We start from the raw sequence: 21,157 nt of genomic DNA, 5'->3' as shown, positions 1-21,157 counted from the left end.
GCCGCTGTTCATTTCGCCCCTCGGAACGAGCAAGGCGCGCCATATCCAGACGTTACATCCCGCCGCATTTTAACCGGCATCCTCGTGACAGAAGCGGACCTTCCTCGCTAGGCAGCTATCTCGACAGCCAGTCCGACTGCCTTGCACTCCCGTCTTCAAGTCGTCTCGCGCTGAATACACGACAGCGCCGTGCGACCACGTCGAGCTCAGATATGCGTATGTCGAAGTCGCCAAGTGAAACGTTGAGCGCGCCGGGTACATAGGCCAAGAACAAACTCGTCCGGCGACTGACGTCGATGGCGAGTCACGAGGTCCTCGCCTATATGCCCGGTAAGTTCCTCGCGGATAACAGGCTCCATGTCATCGCGACGATCAGTAGCCGCGTACAATGCGGTCCGCCTCGGCGAAATGGCGCTCGGCAACGCTGTGGTCTTCCCTCGACTGTGTGCGAAGCGGCATACCCTTGAACACCTTGTCGGCAGCTTCGTTGTTGCCTAGTTGTGAGCCACGGGCCAAGTGAACTGGAACCGCCATGACCATGCGCGGGCAGAGACCCAGGCCGCCTCGAGGCTGATTGGTCATGATACCCCTCGGCAAGCCAATTGAGCAGATCCTTGGGATCGGAGCCCTCCTGCTGTTGTCGATTGGTTGCGCCATCGTGCTCTGGCCCTTCCTGTCGGCCCTGTTGTGGGCGGCGGTCATATGCTACTCCACATGGCCCATCTACACGTGGTTCGAGCGGACCCTGGGCGGCCACAGAGGGCTGGCGGCCGCCCTGATGACATTGTCGGTTGCCCTTGTTCTGGTCGCACCGTTCGCCATCATGGTGGCGACACTGGCGGACAGTATAAGCAGCCTGATCACAGCGGCGACCCGCGTCCTCGATCAAGGCCCGCCGGCGCCACCGCATTGGGTTGCAGGGCTCCCGGTGGTTGGCGAGAGCCTCGCTGCCTATTGGGAAAGGTTGGCCCACAACGCGCCCGCCTTCATGATTGAGCTCAAGAAGCTGATCGGCCCCGCCACCGACATCGCCGTCGCCAGCGGGGCTGTGCTCGGCGTCGGCCTTCTCGAACTCGGTCTAAGTGTATTCATCGCGTACTTCTTCTACCGCCACGGCCGGCAGATGGCAGCGTACGTGCGCGGGAGCGCCGAACGAATCGCCGGGCCCCGCGCTCGGCGCCTGCTCACGGTCGTGGGCGTGACCGTGCAGGGCGTTGTTTACGGCTTGATCGGCACGGCACTCGTCCAAGCGCTGTTGGCCGGCATTGGTTTCTGGATCGCCGGTGTGCCTCAGGCGCTATTGCTCGGCTTCCTTACATTTGTCCTGTCGTTCGTACCGGCGGGTCCCCCGCTTGTGTGGGGCTCGGTGGCGCTGTGGCTATTTGCCCAGGGAGCCGTTTGGTGGGGCATCTTCGTCGCGGCTTGGGGCTTGCTCCTCGTCAGCAGCATTGACAATGTCCTCAGGCCCTATCTCCTCACTAAGTCCAACAGCCTGCCCGTGGTACTCGGGCTCTTCGGTTTCCTCGGCGGCATTCTCGCCTTCGGCTTCATCGGCGTGTTCCTAGGCCCAACGCTCCTGGCGGTCGGCTACAGCCTCTTCCTCGAGTGGCACGCGGCCGAGGTCAAGGACCGCAGGCATTCCAAGTCGGAGCCGCCGGATGCCGCTTGAGTGATATGGGTCCGAGCCCAGTTCCAGCTCCTGTGGAAAATCGGAAACTGCTCTGTGTCGAACTATGTGCGGCCCGCCTCCAAGCCATGGCCTGCGGGCGGGGACGGCTGAGTCCGGCCAATCACGCGTCCTTGGGTCGATATTGATCAATGGAGGATGGGGCTATTCGATCAGCGAGAAAGTAGGCGCGTAAGTATCTCGACCAGTTCCTTATCCGTGAACGGCTTCTTCAGAACGGGTTGGTCGCGGTAGCCATCCCTCACATCGTGACCGCTGTAGCCCGTGGAAAAGACGAACGGCACGCCACGGGCGCCGAGCACTTCGGCCACCGCATAGCTGTTGTTGCCATTCAGGTTCATATCCAGCATGGCGATATCGAAGATTTGACTGTCAATCGCCGCGAGGGCCTGATTGACATTCGCGGCTGCTGTCACCGACTCGCATCCGAGGTCGGCCAGCATGTCTTCGATCATGATGAGGACCAGCATTTCATCTTCGACAACGAGGACGCGGCGACCGGAAAGCAATTTATTCATCACGACCACTTTTCGGGACAGGAAAGCTGATCGTGCAGACGACGCCGCCTGCCGGGTAGTCGAGATCAACCGCGCCCTCGAGTTCATGAGCCAGACCGCGCTCGATCACTCGCGAGCCGAAGCCTTTCCGGGACGGTGGCACCACAGGCGGGCCGTCCTTCTCCTGCCAGCGCAGGATTAGCCGACTGCCCTCCGGCGACGGCTCAATCGTCCATGAGATCAGGACCGACCCGGCCTTGTTGGAAAACGCGCCGTACTTCACGGCGTTGGTCGCGAGTTCGTGGAAGGCGATGCCGAGAGCAAGTGCAACCTTCGGCGAGACGCGGATATTGCTGCCCGTAATGACAAAGTGCTCCGATCGCCCATTTGCAACCCCGAACGGCTCCAGGGCTGCCTTGATCAGATCGAGCAGCCCGGCACCTTCCCAATTCTCGCGGGTCAACAGGTCGTGCGAGCGGGAGAGGGCGAAGAGGCGGGACTCAATGGATTCCTTGATTGCTTCCGGATCAGAGGTATTTCGCAACGCCTGCCAGACGATCGACTGCACCGTGGCAAGGGTGTTTTTCACGCGATGGTTCAGCTCGTCGATGAGCATCCTGGACCGGGCTTGTTCCTGCTTATGATCGGTAAGATCGACGAAGGAGGCGAAATGCTGCACGACGTTACCGCTTTCATCCCGAACTGGACTGATGAGGAGTGCCGACCAGAACTCGCTGCCATCCTTGCGACGGTAGCAGATTTCCGAACCGCCGGTGGTATTGCCGGCAAATGCGGTTTCGATGCGCGCCAGCGCATCGGAATCAGTGCCCCGCGCCATCAGGAAGTTGAAGCTCTGGGCGAGCACCTCTTCCCGGCTGTATCCGGTTAACTCGAGAAAAGCGTCATTGACAAAAATTATCGGATTGGCGGGTTCCTTCGCGTCCGTGAACACCATCGCCATTCGTGTCGTTTCAGCGGCGACGACAAACGGGCCGAGATCCTGCCGAAAGCTTTCGACGTCAGCTTCGGCGACTTTTTGGCTTTCGGATTTGAATATTGGTTCAGGCATGCCTCAGCTTTGTCCGGTTGGCGGCAGGCCGCAGCCAGTAAGCGACATTTATAAGCCGCTCAATATTCTTCCGCCAGTGGACAAGAAGCTATGCCTTCCCGTGAGTGGGTATCCAGCCGAATGATCTCGGTATTGAGGCGTTGCTCAGTACCAGCGACCGCGGCCGAACCAGCCGCCGCCGGCTAGCAGGACAAGGACGATAAGTATAATGAGAAGCGTGGTGGTATCCATGTGAGTCTCCTGGGAGTGCTCTTAGACATCTCGCCGCTCTTTTTTACTATACGGTGAGTTGCCGGGTCATCGCACTCCAGCCTCAAACAACGTTCCGCACGCTTTCTTGTTCCATTGGAACGAATGCACATCCACAGTCGAGTCAGTTGTGAGATTTTCAGATGCCGGCGGGTCAATGACGGCTGCCAGCGCTGCTGCAGCCGACGAAGTTCTACGTCCGCTTACACACCCATTAGGGCCCTTCTCGGTACCAACGGCGAAGGTCTGGAACGGGTCGATAGTGTTGAAAAAGGCCGCAACCAAGCTATTCTACCTAATATGTTAGAATATTTTTCCGCAAAACTGCAAATAATGAATCGTGGTTCCCGAGAAGTCTGCTCTGAGAACTGTATTTCTGCACTCGGCGCTTGTTGCCGAGTGCGTAGGATTTTTTCAACACTATCGGTCAGAACTTGCCCAAGAGCTGGCCTTTGAAAAATTCTGCAAAGTGTCGATCGTTCGCGTTCGCCAACGACCCGAAGGGTGGGGAACTGCCGCCCGCAAAACGCCTTGCGAAGGACCGGCGTGTGGACGAAGCAGTCGTTGACGGTATGGCGGCTAGAGCCTTTGCTGTCGTTGCGGTGCGTCCTCTACGACGGTTGCTCTAGCGGCCAGACCTCGACGACACCGTGTGCAACTGCGCAGGGAGTCCGTGACACCATATCTATGGCCTCAGCCAAATCGGCGGCTTCGATTATGGCAAAGCCAGCCACCGGCAACGACGACGTCATAAACGGACCATTTGCTGTTTCAACTTGAGCAGCGTCGGGGTTGCGGATTTGCACGGGGGCGCCCGCGATCCCCATCAAGACGCCGTTTTTCTGCAGCTGCGCGTCGTGTGCGTGAGCTGCATCTCGAACGGCCACTGGGGTGCGGTCGTACCCCTCGCGGTCTCCATATCCGATCGTCACAAATTTTGGCACCGGGTCGCTCCCTTCAGACTATTGACGCCATACGGAGCTTACCAGCAAGCCATGTACCCTCGTCGTAAATGGAGCGTACCCAAGATGGTTCCTCTCGCAGGCCTTCACCAGGCCGTAAGAACGGCTCTCCACTCTGCCGCTTGTGACGGCGCGGCCGGGTAGGTAAAGCGCGGAAATCCGTGCCTTGGACGTGCCAATCCGCCTGGAAGGTCCGCATCGGGCTCAATCGAGCCGATCATCGCCCGGATGCCAATGACAGCAATGGGTCGACTCAAGCCATAGAGCGAACGACCGCTTTTGAGAAGCGACGGGAATGACGGCTTCTGGCGCTCCTAAGCCGTTCGGCCAATCCCCGCCGAATGGCGATCTCCCACCCCACAGCCGAAATTCAAACTGACACACTACCCAAGTTTCGGTCTTTTCGGCGCCGCAAGTTTCATGAAAGGGCTGTTGACAGCCACGCCTGGAGAAAAGCGATCCTGATCGGTCAAAACCTTGCCCCATCGGCCGTGAGTGCGTGCTCTCGCGTGCCGGAGACGATGATCTCCAGGACCTCATGCTCGTCGGTGTTTTTGATGTAGCGATCGCCGACGTTCTCGCCGCGCTTCAGCACCATCACGCGGTCGCCCACAGCGAAGATGTCAACGAGGCGGTGGGAGATGATGATCTGGGCAACGCCCTGCTTCTTCAGTTCCAGCATGGTTTCGAGCAGCCGCTCGGTCGCCATCACCGAGAGATTGGCGGTCGGCTCGTCGAGTATCACCACGCGCGGCTGGAAGGAGATAGCGCGGGCAATCGCCACCGATTGCTGGCGGCCGCCCGAAAGGCTCTCGACCTTTTGATAGACGGAGTTCACGTCGACCTTGAGCCGCTTCAGCACACTGTCGGCTTCCGCGTACATTTTCCGCCGATTGACGAAAAGGCCCCTGAGCGGCCAACGGCCAAGAAAGATATTCTGACCGACATCCATATTCCCGCAAAGAGCGAAATCCTGGTAGATCATCTCGATGCCGGCGTCGCGGCTTTCGTGCGGGCTCTTGAAGTGCACCGGCTGCCCGGCGACGAAGATCTCGCCGCCTGCGTCGCGCTGGTAGGCGCCGGTCAGGATCTTCATCAGCGTCGACTTGCCGGCCGAGTTGTCGCCGACGAGGCCCAGGATCTCGCCGGGATAGAGCACGAGGTCGACGTTGCGGAGCGCCTGCACCGCACCGAAGGCTTTTTCGATGCCCCGCATTTCTACGATCGGTGCAGGCCTGGTCGCGTCACGCATGGGTGGTTTCCGCCGTTCTTGTGCGCCGCGCGAGGCGCGCGCGCAGGCGGCCGAAGATGTTGGCCTGGCGCACCCAGATGTCGATCAGCACCGCCACGATCAGGATGCCACCGATGAAGACGTTGATCCAGTGCTGCGGCATGGTAAAGCCCTGGACGTTGAGCTGCAGCAGCGCCCGGATCAGGGTGATCACCGCCGCCCCGGCGAGCGCCCCGATCACCGTGCCGTAGCCGCCGAAGATCGAACCGCCGCCGATGATCACCGAAGCGATGGCGTCGAGCTCGCGGAACTGGCCGGCCACCGGGTTGAAGCTGCGGAAGTAGGCGACGTTGATGATCCCGGCCATTGTCGCGCAGAGCGCCGCCAGCATGAGCGCGAAGAACCGCACCCGGTTGGTGTTGATCCCGGCATAAGCGGCGGCGCGAATGTTGCCGCCGGTCGCGTAGACCTTCTGCCCGAACGGCATGTAGGCGAGCACGACGCCGGCAATGAGGGCGACCAACAGCATCCAGATGGTCTGGACGCTCACCACCTCGGCGATCGAGCGCAGCAGCCCGTCCGGCAGCGAGATGCGGTAGTGCAGCAGGATGTCGTTCACCTTGCGGCCAAGCAGGTTGTAGCCCTCGGGCCAGCCGGTGAGCTGCTGCCCGGCGACGAACCAGGCGGCGAGGCCGCGGGCGATGTAGAACATGCCGAGCGTGGCGATGAAGGCCGGCAGCTTGAAGCCGACGGTGACGATCGCGTTGACGAGGCCGGCGCACATGCCCGCGAGCAGGCCCATCGCCACGGCGGTCACGGGGTCGGCGCCAAGGACCTTGAGGAAATAGGCGGCTGTGCTGCCGGCGAGAGCGAGCACCGCCCCGACGGAGAGATCGATATCGCCGGCGGCGATGACGTAGGTGAGTCCGATGGTGATCAGCGCAAGCTCGGTGTAGTTGAGCAAGATCGCGAAGCTGTTGGACAGGTTCCACCAGTAGTCCGGCCGGAGCGCGAGGCCGGTCAGCCACAGGAGCGCGGTCAGGATGATGGCGAGCGCGTCGCGCCGGGCGAGGAACTTGCCGAACCCGGTGGCCGACAACGCCATGTCGGTCGCCATCGCGCCTTTGGTCTGCACCCCCTCGATCGCGATGCCGCCGATCTCGTAGGCCGGTGGCGGCGGCCGGTCGCGGAGCCAGGCCCAGAGGCGCCCTGCCAGCTGGCGGCGGATGAGATAGGGCTCGATGAGCACCGCGACGACGAGCAGCAGCCCGAGGAACACAGGCACCGCGCCGACCGGTAGCGAGAAAACGGCATTGACCGTGATCTCCTCGTCGCCGATCTTGATGATGCGCGTGATCGGCCAGCCCTCGCGCAATACCTTGTCGAGCAGCACCACCAGCAGGGCGCCAAGGCAGGATCCGGCGACCCGGCCGCGGCCGCCGAGGATCGAGGCGCCGCCGATGATCACGGCGGCAATGACGGTCAGCTCACCGCTGACGCCGTAGAGGGGCGTCACGCCCTTGTCCTGGGCAGCTGACATCAAGCCGGCCAGCGCCGCGCAGAGCGAGGAGATCAGGAAGGCTCGGATGCGCACCCAGTTGGTCGGGATGCCGGCATAGGACGCCGCCTGCTCGTTGCCGCCGGTGGCGAAGGTCTCGTAGCCCCAGCGCGTCTTGGCAAGCACATAGGCGCCGATCACGGCGACAACGAGGAAGATCACGATCTGGTTGTTGAAGCCGAGGAGGTTGGTCTCGCCGAGATGAAAAAAACCCGGATAGCTGGTCGCCTTGGCAGGGTAGTAGATCGCCTGGCCGTGAGTGAGCGCCAGCACGAAGCCGCGGCCGATGAAGAGGACGGTCAGCGTGGCGATGAACGCCGGCACCTTCAGGATGGTGACGAGCACGCCGTTGATCAGCCCGATCAGCGTGCCGAGCAGCAGGCAGAGGATCGCCGACGTGACGACGCCGAGGTCAAGGAAGTTCGGCGCGAACAGCCTGGCAAAGACGACGGCGACTAGGCCGTAAGTTGAACCGACTGAAAGATCGAGGTCCTTGTTGACGATGACGAAGGTCACTCCGACCGCGATGATGGCAACCCGCGAGGTGTCGCGGAGCAGCGAGTGAAACGCTCCTGTTGACCCGAAGAACGCGGGATTGACGAGAGCGCCGCCGAGATAGAGCAGCAAAAGTAAGGCAACGAGCCCCACCTCCCAGCCGCCGACAATCTGGGACGGCGCACGGCCGAGCGATGTGGTCGCGGTAAGCGCCATGGTCTCTTCTGGTCGATTTCCTGCTGCCGCATTGCGGGAGAGCCTGCGCCCTCCCGCAATGATTTCAGACGTTCCGAGTGGACTCAGTTCTCGAAGCGCTTGCCGACGTCCTCGACGGTCTCCTTCGTCACCAGTTGGGCGCGTGTGTCGAGGTTGGCCGCCGCGATGCCGCGATCGATCTCCAGATAGAGTTGCATGACCGGCCAGAAGCCCTGCAAGAAGGGCTGCTGCCCGAGCGCGCCGGTCAGATCGCCGCTCTTCATCGCATCCTGCTGGGCCGGGCCCAGGTCGAAACCGTAGGCGCAGATCTTGCCGGTCAGTCCGGTCTGAGCGACGGCCTTGGCAAGCGCCGGCGTGAACACGTTGTTGCCGGCGAACGCGCCAACGACGTCGCCGCGCGATTCGAACAGCGTCACGATGCCGTTCACCGGATCATTCGGATTGGTGTCTATACCGGTGTTCTCCGGACCCGCGTCGACCTTGAAGGCATCAAGCTTGCCGGCATCCTTCAAGCCCTTGACGATGGCGTTGAAAGCCGAAGTGACGCGATTGTTCACCTCGATGTTGCCCATTGCGGTCGACGACGGCAGGACGATCGAACCCTTCTCGATACCCTTGTCCGCGAGGCACTTGACGAGCGCCTCGCCGGCGATTGCGGCAGCGGACGCGTCCTGGCCGGTGTGGCCGATGCCGCTGCGGTTGAGGATCGTGCCGTCAAAGGAATTGGTCGTAGCGACCGGTATGCCCTTCGCCTCGGCGGCCTTGACGATGTCGTTGTAGGCGCCGACCTGGGGCGTTGTCATGATCAGCCCGTCGATCGTCGGATCCTGCACGATCTGGTTCAGGATTTCGATCTCGCGGGCAGGGTCGTCGGTCGGCGATTCCGAGCCGAGCAGCAGGACCTTGGCGCCGATCAGGTTGCCGGCGACGGTCGCGCCGACGTAGACCGGATCGAAGAACCCATTGCCGGCAGTGTGTGTCACGATAGCGAAAGTGAGGTGACCATCGGCCGAATGGAAGTCCTTGGTAGCGGGGGCCTCCTTTGCGGCTTCTTCGAAGCTGTAGCCGCCGACCGCCTTGTCGACGCCGCCCGATTGTGCGTAGGCGTTCGATACGCCGAGCGATAACGCCGCGGCACACGCCGCGAGCGAGAAAATACGTTTCATGATTTTCCTCCCTTGCAACCAACGGTCGGAAGCCGTTCGGGCGCATTTATTCAGGATTCCGAATGCTTCCTCCCACCCCCTATATTCTGCCCAAAGCCTGCCCACGTAAATAGTGCTAGAGCGACGCGGTGTCAGACAGACGAGGAGACTTGGTGTATTATGATCCCTACCTGGGCCGCATTTCAAAAGGGAGCGACACAGAGAGCACCAAAAATAAAGTTTCACAAACGCGTAGGGAGGATACCGCGATGAATCTGCGACCAGACCCCACATTCTATGCGTCACCGAAGCTGGCTATGGAAGGGCCGCCGGAAACTCTGGCCTACACGTTGATGCTTAGCCCGGACTTCTCGCAACCCGACGGCCTGGCTGTGGTGAATGTCGATCCAAATTCGCCGGATTTCGGCAAGATCGTCCACACTGTGATCATGCCAAACAAGGGCGATGAGTTTCATCACTTCGGCTGGAATGCGTGTTCTTCGGCGCTATCACCACTGACTGGCCACGCCTTTTTGGAGCGTCGTTATCTGATCATTCCGGGCATGCGTTCGTCGCGCATCTACATAATTGATGTGAAGGGCGGGCCGACAGCCGCCAAGATTCACAAGATCATCGAACCCGCAGAAGTCTTTGCCAAGACGGGCTATTCCCGCCCGCATACGATCCACTGCGGACCCGAGGGCATCTATGTCTCGACCCTGGGCGGCGGCGGCAAGGACGGTACCGACGGTCCTCCGGGCATTTTCATCATGGATTGCCAGACCTTCGATGTCATTGGCCGCTATGAGATAGATCGTGGCGCCCAGGACAAGCACTACGATTTCTGGTGGAACCTGCCGCGCGACTACATGGTCAGTTCCGAATGGGCCCTGCCGCCGCAGTTCGAAAACGGCATCGTCCCGGAGGATCTACTGTCCAACAAGTACGGCCACCGCATGCATTTCTGGGATCTGCGTGCGCGTAAGAACATTCAGACGATCGATCTGGGCGCCAATCACCAAATGGCGCTCGAAATTCGCCCGGCGCATGATCCAGTCCAGCAATACGGCTTCTGCGGCGTTGTGGTCGATACCACCAATCTCGAAGGCTCGATCTGGACTTGGTGGCGCGACGCAGATGGCAAGTTCCAGGCCAAGAAGACGGCGATCATCCCGCCTCAACCGGCCAATGCCGACGATCTGCCGGATCTTCTGAAGGGTTTCTCGGCGGTGCCCCCGCTGGTCACCGACATCGACCTCAGCCTCGACGACAAATATCTCTACGTGGCTTGTTGGGGTACGGGTGAAATGCATCAATACGATGTCAGCGACCCGATGAAGCCGGTTCTGGCGGGCAAGGTCGAACTGGGTGGGATCGTCAAGAAGACCAAGCACCCCTGTGGCAAGGTCTTCGGCTATGGGCCACAGATGGTCGAGATTAGCCGCGACGGCAAGCGTGTCTATTGGACCAATTCGCTCTATTCGACCTGGGACGATCAGTTCTATCCCGGCGAGCGCGGCGGGGCTATGGTGAAGGCCGATGTTGGCGCCAATGGTGGCCTGACGCTCGACACCAACTTCTTCGTCGAGTTCCCCAAAGGCTATCGAACGCACCAGATCCGACTTGAAGGCGGCGACTGCTCTACCGACAGTTTCTGCTACCCATCGGTCTAGGTGTCGCCCGAACTCCTTTCGACCACAGCCGGCCTCTGGTTTGCTGTGGTCGCCAGCGGGATTTACCATGGCGTAAACCCGGGTATGGGCTGGCCGCTTGCTGTTTCGGCCGCCCTGATGGAACGGCGAGCCTATGCGCTGCCGGGCGCACTCCTGGCGCTGGCGTTCGGGCATCTTGTCGCCATGACGGTGGTCCTCTTGCCCTTCGCGCTGATGACCGTGCTGGTTGATTGGCAAACCGAGATCCGCGTTGGCGCAGGTCTAATTGTCGTCGCGCTCGGAGTCTGGCTGCTCTTCAACCGGCGGCATCCTAGATTTCTGGCGCGCGTGCCGCCGTCGCGACTGGCGCTCTGGTCCTTTCTGGTCGCCGTCGCGCATGGCGCCGGCCTGATGCTGGTGCCGATCTACCTCGGCCTGTGCGGCGTCGTTGAAACGGATGCTGGGCACCGTGCCGCGACCGCCCTCATTGCACGAACTGCAGCGCTCTCGATCGGCGTGGCAGCGGTCCACACCGGCGCGATGATCACTGCGGGCGGCGCTTTGGCCTTCGGCGTCTATCGGTGGCTGGGATTAAGGTTTCTTTCGAAAAGCTGGTTTGATCTAGATGTGATCTGGGCGCTAAGCCTAGTTCTGGTCGGGGCGATCGGCGTGTTTTCCGCGCTCTAGTTGGTCACGACGATCCGCGTGTTGCGGAAGCCGGCTTGCCGCACCATCGAATAGAAGGCGGCGGCATTGGCCGGGTGCAGCCGCACGCAGCCATGCGACGCCGGGCGCCCGAGAGATTTTACCGCGCCGGTGCCATGGATGGCGTAGCCGCCGCGGTAGAATACCGAATGAGGCATCGGCGACATGTCGTATTTGCGCGAATACCACATCCGTGCCGTTCGTTGCGGCCGGTAGGTGCCGCGCGGCGTGATGTAACCTTTGCGCGCCGTGGACACGCGCCATCGGTAAACCGCCTGACCGTATCTTACAGTCATCGTCTGCGATGACACGTCGATCCTTGCAACCAGCTTGGCTGCCCAGCCCTCGACCGAAGAACCGAGCAGCATCGTTGCCAGTGCCGCTGCTATGAGAACGGTTTTTTTCATGCGATCAAACCCCTTTGACTGCCCTTGCCCGCTTGCCTTCACGCAATTCTTCATCTTTTTAATCGCAAGTGAATGAGGTAACCACACACCTCTGACGAATTCACCAATCCAAAGCAGCGAATTTGAACGATTTCCCGCGATGGTTGCCGTGACGACACGTACCCACGTAACTAGGGCGCGACCCGCAAACAGGCTTGCCAAAGCGGGTCCTTGGCTGCTCAATTCGCCGAATGAACGAACTCCTGCTGAAAGCGGTCGATGATCGGGTCGACGAGCTGGTCGCGCTGACCGCCGACCTGATCCGCTTCCCGACCATCAATCCGCCCGGCGAAGCTTACCGGCCATGCGCCGAATACGTCGGGGCGCGGCTGAAGAAGTGCGGTTTCGAAGTCGAATTCATCCGCGCCGAAGGCACGCCCGGCGACACCGACCGCTACCCGCGCGTCAATGTCGTCGCCCGCTTCGATGGCCGCTCGCCCGGCGCCTGCGTGCATTTCAACTCGCATATCGACGTGGTCGAAGCCGGCGACGGCTGGAGCCTCGATCCCTTCGCCGGCATCGTCAGGGATGGCAAGGTCTATGGCCGCGGCGCCTGCGACATGAAGGGCGGCTTGGCCTCCTCGATCATCGCCGCCGAGGCCTTCATGGAGGTCTTCCCCGACTTTCCGGGCGCCATCGAAATATCGGGCACCGTCGACGAGGAGTCCGGCGGCTTCGGCGGTGTCGCCCATCTGGCCGAGCTCGGCTATTTCTCTAAACCGAAGGTCGACCATGTCATCATCCCCGAGCCGTTGAACAAGGACCGCATCTGCCTTGGCCATCGCGGCGTCTGGTGGGCGGAGATCGAGACCAAGGGCGAGATCGCGCATGGCTCGATGCCGTTCCTCGGCGACAACGCGGTGCGCCATATGGGTGCCGTGCTAAAGGCCTTCGAGGACGAGCTGTTTCCGGCGCTCGACCGCAAGGTCACGCGCATGCCGGTCGTGCCCGACGGGGCCAAGCGCTCGACCATGAACATCAACTCGATCCACGGCGGCCAGACCGAGGATTTCCGGCCCGGCCTGCCCTCGCCCAACGTCCCCGATTCCTGCCGGCTGACCATCGACCGCCGCTTCCTGCTCGAAGAGGACCTCGGCACGGTCAAAAGCGAGGTGACCGATATCCTCGACCGGCTGAAGCGCGAGCGCAAGAAATTCGACTACGAGATCCGCGATCTCATGGAGGTGCTGCCGCTGATGACCGAGCGCGATGCGCCGGTGGTCAAGGCAGTGGCGCAAGGCATCATGGAGATATTCGACCGCGAGCCCGACTATGTGATTTCGCCCGGCACCTACGACCAGAAGCACATTGCCCGCATCGGTCACATCTACGATTGCATCGCCTATGGCCCGGGCATTCTCGACCTCGCCCACAGGCCCGACGAATGGGTGGGGATATCAGACATGGTCGAATCGGCCAAGGTGATGGCGATCGGGCTCAACGTGCTGCTTAGGGGCGCGGGCGCTCGGTAGTCGTGATGGGCGAAAAAGCATTCCTGCCGGCGCTGCCGGAAAACACGAAACGCAATTTACTCGTTGGTGAAATCACGCTTCTATCCACCGGGTTTTGAGCATGTTTTTGAGCATATCGGGAGTTGCACGATGAAATTGTGGAAAACCATTCTCACCGCCGCGGCCCTGGTGCTGTCTGCCGGAACATCGGCATTTGCCGCGCGGACCGATCTGGTCATCGGGATTACGCTCGAACCTCCGCATCTCGATCCGACCGCGGGTGCTGCAGCGGCGATCGACGAAGTGCTTTACGCCAATGTGTTCGAGGGGCTGACCCGCATCGGTCCGAACGGCGAGGTGCTGCCGGATCTCGCCGAAAGCTGGGCCATTTCCGACGACGGCAAGGTCTACACCTTCAAGCTGCATACCGGCGTCAAATTCCATGACGGCACCGACTTCAATGCCGACGACGTGAAATTCTCGCTCGACCGCGCCCGTGCCGACAACTCCGTCAACGCACAAAAGGGCCTGTTCGCCGCCATCGATACGGTCGAGGTTGTCGATCCGGCGAAGGTCAGGATCACGCTGAAGAACCCGCAAAGTTCCTTCCTCTACAATATGGGCTGGGGCGACGCGGTCATCGTCGCACCGGAGACAGCCGACACCAACAAGGAAAAGCCTGTCGGCACCGGCCCGTTCAAGTTCCAAAACTGGGCCAAGGGCTCGTCGATCACGCTAATCAAGTCCGACACTTACTGGGGCGCCCCGGTGTCCCTCGACAAGGCAGAGTTCCGCATTGTTCCCGATGCCGCTGCCGCTGTGCCGGCATTGCTTTCCGGCGACATCCAGGCCTTTCCCTTCTTCCCCGATCCCGACAGTGTCGCCCAGATCAAGGACGACCCACGCTTCAAGGTGGTGATCGGCGCGACCGAGGGCGAAACCATTCTCTCGATCAACAACAAGAAGCCGCCTTTCGACAAGCTGCAGGTCAGGCAGGCGATTTCGTTTGCGCTCGACCGCAAGGCGATCATCGACGGCGCCTCGGCCGGTTTGGGTGTGCCGATCGGCTCGCACATGTCGCCCGCAAACAAGGCCTATGTCGACCTCACCGGCCTCTATCCGCACAATGTCGAGAAAGCCAAGGAACTCTTGAAGGAAGCCGGCCTGGAAAACGGCTTCAAGGCGACGCTGAAACTGCCGCCGCCTCCCTATGCGCGGCTTGGCGGCGAGATCGTAGCGTCGCAGCTTCGCGATGTCGGCATCCAGCTGGAAATCGTGCCCGTGGAATGGGCGCAGTGGCTGGACCAGGTCTTCACCAAGAAGGACTACGACCTGACCATCGTCTCCCACACCGAGCCCAACGACATCGATATCTATTCGCGCAAGGATTATTACTTCAACTACGACAACCCGACCTTCGACAAGATCATCGCCGATCTGAGCCTCACCTCCGATGAGGCCAAGCGCATGACGCTGCTTGGCGAGGCGCAGAAGATACTGGCCGACGATGCCGTGGTCGGCTTCCTCTACGAATTGCCGAAAGCCGGCGTCTGGGACGCCAAGCTCGAGGGTTTTTGGGAAAACGCTCCGATCCAGGCCAACGACCTGACCAAGGTGAAGTGGACGGAGTGAGGCAGCGCAGCGGTCCTCCCCCATGACCGCCTATCTCCTCAAGCGTCTTGCCATCGCGCTCATCACGCTGGTTCTGGCCTCGATGGTTGTCTTTGCCGTGCTGGAGATCATTCCCGGCGACCCGGCGCGGCTGATGCTGGGCATGAACGCCAGCGCCGACCAGGTCGAGTTGCTGCGCAACCAGATGGGCCTCAACGCGCCCCTCGCTCTGCGCTATCTGCACTGGGCCGGCGGCTTGCTGAGCCTCGATTTCGGCCGCTCCTACACCTATTCGGTGCCGGTCATCGACCTGGTCCGCGAGCGCGCCGTCGTCTCGCTGCCGCTGGCCCTGATCGCGCTGGCGCTGTCCACCATCATTGCCATTCCGGTCGGGCTGTTTTCCGCCGGCAGGCACGGACGGGCCGGCGACACGATTGCGATGGGCGCCGCCCAGCTTGGCGTCGCCGTGCCGAACTTCTGGTTTGCGCTGATGCTGATCTACCTGTTTGCGGTTTGGCTGCGGCTGGTGCCGGCCGGCGGTTTTCCGGGTTGGAGCGCTGGCGTCTGGCCGGCGCTGAAATCGCTGGTCCTGCCGGCGATCGCGCTCGCTCTGCCGCAAGCGGCGATCCTCGCCCGCGTCACCCGCTCGGCGCTGATCGAAGTGCTGAACGAGGACTATATCCGCACCGCCCGCGCCAAGGGCCTGCCTTATCGCGCGGTGCTGTGGCGGCACGCGCTGCGCAACGCCATGATCCCGGTGCTCACCATTCTCGGCCTGCAGTTCGCCTTCCTGCTCGCCGGCACCATCATCATCGAGAACGTCTTTTACCTGCCCGGCCTTGGCCGGCTGGTGTTCCAGGCGATCACCCAGCGCGACCTGATCGTCGTCGAAAGCGTCGTCATGCTGCTGGTGGCCGCCGTCATCGCGGTCAACCTGCTTGTCGATCTCTCCTATGCGGTCGTCGATCCGCGCCTGAGAAGCCGCCAATGACGCTGCGCTTCGACATTCCAGAGGAAAATTTTGCCGACATCCTCGTCAAGGCCTTCACCAACCGCTCGTTCCTCGCTGGCTTCGTCATTACCGCGCTGGTGGCAGCGGTCGCCATCGTCTCGTTCTTCTGGACGCCTTTTGACGTCACCAGGCTGATCGTCGCCGACAAGACCCAAGCACCCTCGCCGGCGCACTGGTTCGGCACCGACCATTTCGGCCGCGACATTCTTTCGATGATAATGGTCGGCGCCCGCAATTCGATCGCCGTGGCGCTGGTGGCGGTCGGCATCGGCATGGGCATCGGCGTGCCGCTCGGTGCCTTCGCTGCGGCCCGCGGCGGCATCGTCGACGAAGCGGTGATGCGGCTGAACGATCTCGTCTTCGCCTTCCCTGCCCTGCTGTCGGCGATCATGATCACCGCCATCTTCGGGCCGGGCGCGCTCAACGCCATCATCGCCATCGGCATTTTCAACATTCCGGTCTTCGCCCGCGTCGCCCGGGCCGGCGCGCTGGCTATCTGGCCGCGCGACTTCATTCTCGCCGCGCGCGCCGCCGGCAAAGGCAAAACACTGATCACACTGGAACATGTGCTGCCCAACATCGTCACCTTGCTCCTGGTGCAAGGCACCATCCAGTTCGCGCTCGGCATCCTGGCCGAAGCCGGGCTTTCCTACGTCGGGCTCGGCACACAGCCACCGATGCCGAGCTGGGGCCGGATGCTGTTCGACGCGCAGACCCGCATGGTGGCGGCGCCGTGGATGGCGATCTTTCCAGGCATGGCGATCGTCGTCACCGTGCTTGGCCTGAACCTGCTCGGCGACGGGATTGCCGACATCCTCGACCCAAAATCGCGGCGACAGCGATGAGCCTGCTCGAAATCGAGCGATTGTCGCTGAGCAGCGGCGACACGTCGATCCTGAGGGATGTCGAGCTCTCCGTCGCGCCCGGCGAGGTGATGGGGCTGGTCGGCGAATCCGGCTCGGGCAAGTCGATAACGGCGCTGACGGTGATGCGGCTTCTGCCCTGGGCGGCGCGCGCCACCGGGCGCGTCGTCTTCGACGGCATCGACATCCTGGCGGCCAGCGAAGACCAGATGTGCGCGCTCCGCGGCGACGACATCGGCATGGTGTTCCAGGAGCCGATGACGGCGCTGAACCCGGTCAAGACCATTGGCGAGCAGGTCGCCGAAGGCATCCGCTGGCACACCAGGGCAAGCCGCGCCGACGCCGAGGACCGCGCGCGAAAGATGCTCGATCGGGTCGGCCTGCCCTCAGCCAAATTCCCGATGTCGCGCTATCCGCACGAGCTTTCCGGCGGCCAGCGCCAGCGCGTCGTCATCGCCATTGCCTGCGCGCTGAAACCCAAGTTGCTGATCGCCGACGAGCCGACGACGGCGCTCGACGTCGTGCTGCAGGCGCAGATCCTCGACCTGTTGCGCGATCTGGTCGCGGAAAATCGCATGGGCCTGCTCTTGATCTCGCACGACCTCGCGGTGGTGACCGAGATGGCGGATCGCATCACCATCCTGCGCCACGGCGAGGTGATGGAGGCCGGCGACACGGCGCGCACCTTGTCAGAACAGCTTCATCCCTACACGCGACAACTGGCGCAGGCCTCGATGCATGTGCCGGCGCGGACCAGGACACACGAGGTCGGCCAAGACAACCCCCTGCTCCAGGTTGCCAAACCTCTTCTTCAGGTGGACAGCGTGACGCGGGACTATCCGGGACGTCGCCCGTCGCTGCTGAAGCGGGCGGCTCCGATCCGCGCCGTCGACGATGTCTCGTTCTCGATTGATCCCGGCCAGTCGGTGGCGCTGGTCGGGCGTTCCGGCTGCGGTAAGTCCACGCTTGCCCGCATGATCCTGGCGCTGGACGGGCCGACATCGGGAACGATCCGGTTTCGCGGCGAGGTCATCACCGGCAAGAGCGAGGCGGAGCTCAAGCCGGCGCGCCGCGACATGCAGGTGGTGTTCCAGGACCCTTACGGCTCTTTCGACCCGCGCCAGAAAGTCGAAAAACTGGTCGCCGAGCCGCTGCATGTCCTGGAGAAGAAGCCGACGGATACGGAGCGGCGCGAGATGGTGGCAATGGCCCTGCACGAGGTCAGTCTCAGCCCACGCGACATGCACAAATATCCGCACGAATTTTCAGGCGGCCAGCGCCAGCGCCTGTCGATCGCCCGCGCCATCATCACCCGCCCCAAACTGGTCGTCGCCGACGAGCCGGTCTCGGCGCTCGACGTCTCGATCCGTGCCCAGATTCTCGATCTGTTCGCCGAGCTCAACCAGAAGCTCGGCGTTGCCTATCTATTCATCACTCACGATCTGACCGTCGCTCGCGCCATCACCGATCAGGTGATGGTCATGTATGACGGCAGGATCGTCGAGCGCGGCAGGACGAGCGAGGTTCTCGACCATCCGCAGTCCGAAGCCGCCAAGGCGCTGGTCGCTGCGGCCCCAGACCTGCACCGCGCGATTGCTCGGCGGTTACAGGAACAGGGGTGAGCCGCCGACCGTTCAGAAAGGCTTACTCTTCGGTCTTCACCACATCGGCTGGGCTGATATCGAGCAAGTCGAGCGTGCGCCGCAAGAGCTGCATCTCGGTCCCGGCAAGTTGCGAATCGGCCTTGGCGATCTCAGCCATGTGGCGGGCAAGCAGCTTGCGCCGCTCGACGTCGAGGTCACGGAACTGCGCGATGGCTTGCGAGCTGTTGGTCTCGTAGCCGAAGTCGTTGAGATATTCGATGACGCTGTCGATGCTGGCTTCCGGAATGCCGAAGGCTTCCCGGCAGATGCGCCTGAAGGCGGCCATTTCACTCTCGCTGACCGTGCCGTCGGCGAGGATCATGCGAAACAGCATAAGCAGTTCCGCCGACAGCACAGGATCGTCCGCAACCTTGCGCACGCCGGGGTCGCCTTCGAAGATCGAGCGTATCTGGTCCAGCAAAGCGAATGCCATCTGCGTCCCTTTCCGATTCGTCAAATGCATGTCGCTCAAAAGTGCGCAGCGGTTTTGAGATAACGACATGCATAAAACAAAAGAGCCAAGCGCGTCGCGGCGCGCTTGGCATAGGTAGCGCGGAATCGGTCTTGCGCAAACGGGTCGGCTGTGGTTCGAACGCGCCATATTTTCCCGCTGGCCGGAACCCCCTCCCGCAACCATCCGATGTTCGATTTTTTCACCCAGACCGTCGTCATTCTCGGCGCCGCCGCCTTCGCTGCCGGCTTCGTCGATTCGATTGCCGGCGGCGGCGGCTTGATCACCATTCCAGCACTGCTGCTCGCCGGCTTTTCGCCGGTCGAGGCGCTGGGAACCAACAAGCTGCAGAGCATGTTCGGCTCAGGCTCGGCGACCATCCACTACGCCGCGAAGGGCCATGTCGATTTGCGCCGGCAATTGCCTTCGGCCCTGTTGGCGCTTGCCGGCAGTGCTCTCGGCGCCTTGCTGGCGACATTCGTGCCGGGCGACCTGTTGCGCGCTCTTCTGCCGGTCCTGCTGATCGCCATCGCCCTTTACTTCGCCCTGAAGCCCAACATGGGTGACGTCGACCGCGCCCAGCGCCTGTCGCCGTTCCTGTTTGGGCTGATCCTGGTGCCGATTGTCGGCTTCTATGACGGCCTGTTCGGGCCGGGGGCCGGTTCCTTCTACATGCTGGCCTTCGTCACCCTAGCCGGCTACGGCGTGCTCAAGGCGACGGCGCACACCAAGCTGCTCAACTTCGCCTCCAACATCGGCGGCTTCATCGTCTTCGCTGCTGCCGGGGTCGTCTACTGGAAGATCGGCCTGATGATGGGTGTCGCCCAGTTTCTCGGCGCCCGTGTCGGCGCCAGCCTCGCCATCCGCAATGGCGCAAAACTGATCAAGCCGCTGCTGGTGATCGTTTGCCTGGCGCTGGCCATCAAGCTGCTGGCCGATCCAGCGAACCCGCTGCGCACGCTGATTGGTGTGTGACGGGGCGCCTGATACTATGCGGTTGTACGAATCATGTCGGAGGAGCCACACATGAATCTCAGTGCGCCTACGCAGCTTATTTTTATCATATCCCTTGTTATCGCCCTCATCGGCCTGCTCGCCGCTCTCGGCGTTCTTGCATTCATTCCCCTGGCCGCGGTGTGGATCGTCCTCATCGCTTATATCGTGCTTGCTGGCGGCTGCCTGGTTCGCGGCGCTTAAGCATTCAGACCTCAGGCAACTTGGAGCGCCCGGCCACAAGCCGGGCGCTTTTGATTCTGAGGACTGGTCTGTTAGACTCCTTGGGCGGAAGGAAAGCTCATGCCAGCCGAGAGCGAAGACGGAAGCCGTCATGAAATTCCCGGCCTCGACCGGTTCGAGATGGTGCGGCGTGCGCCCGGCTCTCGGCTCCGCGGTTCTGTCACCGATCTATGCTTCTATCGCGAAACGGCACCGGGCCGCCTCCGCAACGTCGAATACGCATCGCTGACCGTGCCGCTGGTCATCAGCTTTGGCGAACCCTTCGCCATCGGGCTGGGCAAGGAGCCGGGCGACAATGACCGCTTCGCCAGTTTCGCCGCCGGCCTCTATGCCGGTCCGGTGGTGATCGAATCCTTCGGTGGCGCCTGCTGCGTCCAGGTCAATTTCACGCCGCTCGGCGCCCGCCGGTTCTTCGGCCTTGCGATGAGCGAACTAACCGACCGCATGGTCGGCCTCGACGATGTGCTCGGACTTGAAGGCATCGCGCTGCGCGAAAGGCTTGGCAATGCGCGTGACTGGAGCGCATGCTTTGCCATCGTCGAGACATTCGTCGCAGCACGGCTGGCCGAAGCCCGGGAAACGCAGGCCGAAATCGCCTGGGCCTATGAACGGATCATCGTCTCGGGCGGCCGCGTTCGCGTGTCGTCGCTTGCCGACAGGCTGGGCTGGAGCCGCAAACATCTCGCAGAAAAATTCTCCAATGCGATCGGCGTCGGCCCTAAGACGCTGTCGCGCATCGTCCGCTTCAACCGGGCGCTCGGTCTTTCAAGGCAGGACAAATCCGATTGGGCTGATATCGCCGCCGATTGCGGCTATGCCGACCAGGCGCATCTTGTTCGCGAATTCCGCGACCTTGCCGGCGAAACGCCGACGACACTTGCCGCCAGGGCATAGGTTCTGAAGCCGTTTGCGACGCCCAATGGCGCGCGCCCGTGGTAACATTTCTTCAAGACCTGCGAACGGCGTTCGCCCAGACTG

20 protein-coding genes are annotated in these 21,157 nt (G+C 62.0%); 11 read left to right on the top strand and 9 right to left on the bottom strand.

All coding sequences use genetic code 11. The features are described 5' to 3' along the window. Positions 1–372 precede the first annotated feature (372 nt). Positions 373–582, bottom strand: a complete 210-nt coding sequence (locus IHQ72_RS18300) for a hypothetical protein (RefSeq protein WP_123148441.1) — start codon at positions 580–582, stop codon at positions 373–375. Between IHQ72_RS18300 and IHQ72_RS18295 the strand changes: the two genes are divergently transcribed. After that, positions 581–1,669 carry an AI-2E family transporter gene (locus IHQ72_RS18295; RefSeq protein ID WP_077380177.1) on the top strand — a complete coding sequence of 363 codons (1,089 nt, stop codon included), beginning with the start codon at positions 581–583 and terminating at the stop codon, positions 1,667–1,669. The two genes, IHQ72_RS18300 and IHQ72_RS18295, sit on opposite strands and share 2 nt — an antisense overlap. Before the next feature lie 170 nt (positions 1,670–1,839). On the opposite strand, the gene IHQ72_RS18290 is transcribed toward IHQ72_RS18295, so the two are convergent. From IHQ72_RS18290 to IHQ72_RS18265, 6 genes are all read right to left on the bottom strand, one after another. Further along, positions 1,840–2,205, bottom strand: a complete 366-nt coding sequence (locus IHQ72_RS18290) for a response regulator (protein ID WP_077380175.1) — start codon at positions 2,203–2,205, stop codon at positions 1,840–1,842. Beyond that, entirely contained in the window at positions 2,198–3,253 is a 1,056-nt protein-coding gene (locus IHQ72_RS18285) for an HWE histidine kinase domain-containing protein (protein WP_258116347.1), read from the bottom strand. Before IHQ72_RS18285 ends, IHQ72_RS18290 begins: the two co-directional genes overlap by 8 nt. 860 nt (positions 3,254–4,113) lie before the next feature. Next, a complete protein-coding gene (locus tag IHQ72_RS18280) occupies positions 4,114–4,446 on the bottom strand; it encodes a YciI family protein (protein ID WP_077380171.1) in 333 nt (110 codons plus the stop codon). Positions 4,447–4,933: 487 nt separating this feature from the next. Next, complete coding sequence (locus tag IHQ72_RS18275) at positions 4,934–5,716, bottom strand: ATP-binding cassette domain-containing protein (protein WP_258116345.1); 783 nt, start codon at positions 5,714–5,716, stop codon at positions 4,934–4,936. Continuing rightward, entirely contained in the window at positions 5,709–7,964 is a 2,256-nt protein-coding gene (locus tag IHQ72_RS18270) for an ABC transporter permease (RefSeq protein WP_258116344.1), read from the bottom strand. The genes IHQ72_RS18275 and IHQ72_RS18270 overlap by 8 nt, the downstream gene beginning before the upstream one ends. Before the next feature lie 83 nt (positions 7,965–8,047). Further along, positions 8,048–9,130 (bottom strand): substrate-binding domain-containing protein, encoded by a 1,083-nt coding sequence (locus tag IHQ72_RS18265; protein ID WP_258116343.1) that lies wholly within the window; start codon positions 9,128–9,130, stop codon positions 8,048–8,050. 248 nt (positions 9,131–9,378) lie between these two features. On the opposite strand from IHQ72_RS18265, the gene IHQ72_RS18260 reads away from it, so the two are divergent. After that, complete coding sequence (locus tag IHQ72_RS18260; protein ID WP_258116342.1) at positions 9,379–10,782, top strand: selenium-binding protein SBP56-related protein; 1,404 nt, start codon at positions 9,379–9,381, stop codon at positions 10,780–10,782. Beyond that, positions 10,783–11,448, top strand: a complete 666-nt coding sequence (locus IHQ72_RS18255; RefSeq protein ID WP_123150508.1) for a hypothetical protein — start codon at positions 10,783–10,785, stop codon at positions 11,446–11,448. On the opposite strand, the gene IHQ72_RS18250 is transcribed toward IHQ72_RS18255, so the two are convergent. Beyond that, positions 11,445–11,873 (bottom strand): L,D-transpeptidase, encoded by a 429-nt coding sequence (locus IHQ72_RS18250; RefSeq protein WP_258116339.1) that lies wholly within the window; start codon positions 11,871–11,873, stop codon positions 11,445–11,447. The two genes, IHQ72_RS18255 and IHQ72_RS18250, sit on opposite strands and share 4 nt — an antisense overlap. Before the next feature lie 230 nt (positions 11,874–12,103). On the opposite strand from IHQ72_RS18250, the gene IHQ72_RS18245 reads away from it, so the two are divergent. The 5 genes from IHQ72_RS18245 to IHQ72_RS18225 all read left to right on the top strand — a co-directional run bounded on the left by IHQ72_RS18245 (position 12,104) and on the right by IHQ72_RS18225 (position 18,471). Continuing rightward, positions 12,104–13,384, top strand: coding sequence for an acetylornithine deacetylase/succinyl-diaminopimelate desuccinylase family protein (locus IHQ72_RS18245; protein ID WP_258116338.1), 1,281 nt, complete (start codon positions 12,104–12,106; stop codon positions 13,382–13,384). A gap of 129 nt (positions 13,385–13,513) precedes the next feature. Further along, entirely contained in the window at positions 13,514–14,995 is a 1,482-nt protein-coding gene (locus IHQ72_RS18240) for an ABC transporter substrate-binding protein (protein ID WP_258116337.1), read from the top strand. A 22-nt stretch (positions 14,996–15,017) separates the two neighbouring features. Beyond that, complete coding sequence (locus IHQ72_RS18235; RefSeq protein ID WP_258116336.1) at positions 15,018–15,965, top strand: ABC transporter permease; 948 nt, start codon at positions 15,018–15,020, stop codon at positions 15,963–15,965. Next, positions 15,962–16,831 carry an ABC transporter permease gene (locus IHQ72_RS18230; protein WP_258116335.1) on the top strand — a complete coding sequence of 290 codons (870 nt, stop codon included), beginning with the start codon at positions 15,962–15,964 and terminating at the stop codon, positions 16,829–16,831. The genes IHQ72_RS18235 and IHQ72_RS18230 overlap by 4 nt, the downstream gene beginning before the upstream one ends. Beyond that, positions 16,828–18,471 (top strand): ABC transporter ATP-binding protein, encoded by a 1,644-nt coding sequence (locus IHQ72_RS18225; protein WP_258116334.1) that lies wholly within the window; start codon positions 16,828–16,830, stop codon positions 18,469–18,471. Before IHQ72_RS18230 ends, IHQ72_RS18225 begins: the two co-directional genes overlap by 4 nt. A gap of 22 nt (positions 18,472–18,493) precedes the next feature. Here IHQ72_RS18225 and IHQ72_RS18220 read toward each other — a convergent pair whose 3' ends face one another. Next, the gene (locus tag IHQ72_RS18220) at positions 18,494–18,925 is read right to left on the bottom strand and encodes a TerB family tellurite resistance protein (RefSeq protein ID WP_258116333.1); all 432 of its coding nucleotides are present in this window, start codon (positions 18,923–18,925) and stop codon (positions 18,494–18,496) included. A 207-nt stretch (positions 18,926–19,132) separates the two neighbouring features. Between IHQ72_RS18220 and IHQ72_RS18215 the strand changes: the two genes are divergently transcribed. The 3 genes from IHQ72_RS18215 to IHQ72_RS18205 all read left to right on the top strand — a co-directional run bounded on the left by IHQ72_RS18215 (position 19,133) and on the right by IHQ72_RS18205 (position 21,073). Next, positions 19,133–19,918, top strand: a complete 786-nt coding sequence (locus IHQ72_RS18215; protein WP_258116332.1) for a TSUP family transporter — start codon at positions 19,133–19,135, stop codon at positions 19,916–19,918. Positions 19,919–19,969: 51 nt separating this feature from the next. Next, positions 19,970–20,140, top strand: a complete 171-nt coding sequence (locus IHQ72_RS18210; RefSeq protein ID WP_084646958.1) for a hypothetical protein — start codon at positions 19,970–19,972, stop codon at positions 20,138–20,140. Positions 20,141–20,239: 99 nt separating this feature from the next. Continuing rightward, complete coding sequence (locus IHQ72_RS18205; RefSeq protein WP_258116330.1) at positions 20,240–21,073, top strand: helix-turn-helix domain-containing protein; 834 nt, start codon at positions 20,240–20,242, stop codon at positions 21,071–21,073. The last annotated feature ends 84 nt before the right edge of the window (positions 21,074–21,157 follow it).

The sequence above is a fragment of the Mesorhizobium onobrychidis genome (assembly GCF_024707545.1).
Lineage (GTDB): Bacteria > Pseudomonadota > Alphaproteobacteria > Rhizobiales > Rhizobiaceae > Mesorhizobium > Mesorhizobium onobrychidis.
The sequence above is the reverse complement of the archived record's forward strand: the minus strand, read 5'-3'. Positions and strand labels throughout refer to the sequence as shown.

Bases quoted from the DNA above. Each gene is read 5' to 3' on its own strand.
- IHQ72_RS18275 (WP_258116345.1), bottom strand. From the start codon at position 5,716: ATGCGTGACGCGACCAGGCCTGCACCGATCGTAGAAATGCGGGGCATC.
- IHQ72_RS18225 (WP_258116334.1), top strand. From the start codon at position 16,828: ATGAGCCTGCTCGAAATCGAGCGATTGTCGCTGAGCAGCGGCGACACG.
- IHQ72_RS18260 (WP_258116342.1), top strand. From the start codon at position 9,379: ATGAATCTGCGACCAGACCCCACATTCTATGCGTCACCGAAGCTGGCT.
- IHQ72_RS18230 (WP_258116335.1), top strand. From the start codon at position 15,962: ATGACGCTGCGCTTCGACATTCCAGAGGAAAATTTTGCCGACATCCTC.
- IHQ72_RS18220 (WP_258116333.1), bottom strand. From the start codon at position 18,925: ATGGCATTCGCTTTGCTGGACCAGATACGCTCGATCTTCGAAGGCGAC.
- IHQ72_RS18285 (WP_258116347.1), bottom strand. From the start codon at position 3,253: ATGCCTGAACCAATATTCAAATCCGAAAGCCAAAAAGTCGCCGAAGCT.
- IHQ72_RS18295 (WP_077380177.1), top strand. From the start codon at position 581: ATGATACCCCTCGGCAAGCCAATTGAGCAGATCCTTGGGATCGGAGCC.
- IHQ72_RS18210 (WP_084646958.1), top strand. From the start codon at position 19,970: ATGAATCTCAGTGCGCCTACGCAGCTTATTTTTATCATATCCCTTGTT.
- IHQ72_RS18290 (WP_077380175.1), bottom strand. From the start codon at position 2,205: ATGAATAAATTGCTTTCCGGTCGCCGCGTCCTCGTTGTCGAAGATGAA.
- IHQ72_RS18215 (WP_258116332.1), top strand. From the start codon at position 19,133: ATGTTCGATTTTTTCACCCAGACCGTCGTCATTCTCGGCGCCGCCGCC.
- IHQ72_RS18235 (WP_258116336.1), top strand. From the start codon at position 15,018: ATGACCGCCTATCTCCTCAAGCGTCTTGCCATCGCGCTCATCACGCTG.
- IHQ72_RS18270 (WP_258116344.1), bottom strand. From the start codon at position 7,964: ATGGCGCTTACCGCGACCACATCGCTCGGCCGTGCGCCGTCCCAGATT.
- IHQ72_RS18250 (WP_258116339.1), bottom strand. From the start codon at position 11,873: ATGAAAAAAACCGTTCTCATAGCAGCGGCACTGGCAACGATGCTGCTC.
- IHQ72_RS18245 (WP_258116338.1), top strand. From the start codon at position 12,104: ATGAACGAACTCCTGCTGAAAGCGGTCGATGATCGGGTCGACGAGCTG.
- IHQ72_RS18205 (WP_258116330.1), top strand. From the start codon at position 20,240: ATGCCAGCCGAGAGCGAAGACGGAAGCCGTCATGAAATTCCCGGCCTC.
- IHQ72_RS18300 (WP_123148441.1), bottom strand. From the start codon at position 582: ATGACCAATCAGCCTCGAGGCGGCCTGGGTCTCTGCCCGCGCATGGTC.
- IHQ72_RS18240 (WP_258116337.1), top strand. From the start codon at position 13,514: ATGAAATTGTGGAAAACCATTCTCACCGCCGCGGCCCTGGTGCTGTCT.
- IHQ72_RS18265 (WP_258116343.1), bottom strand. From the start codon at position 9,130: ATGAAACGTATTTTCTCGCTCGCGGCGTGTGCCGCGGCGTTATCGCTC.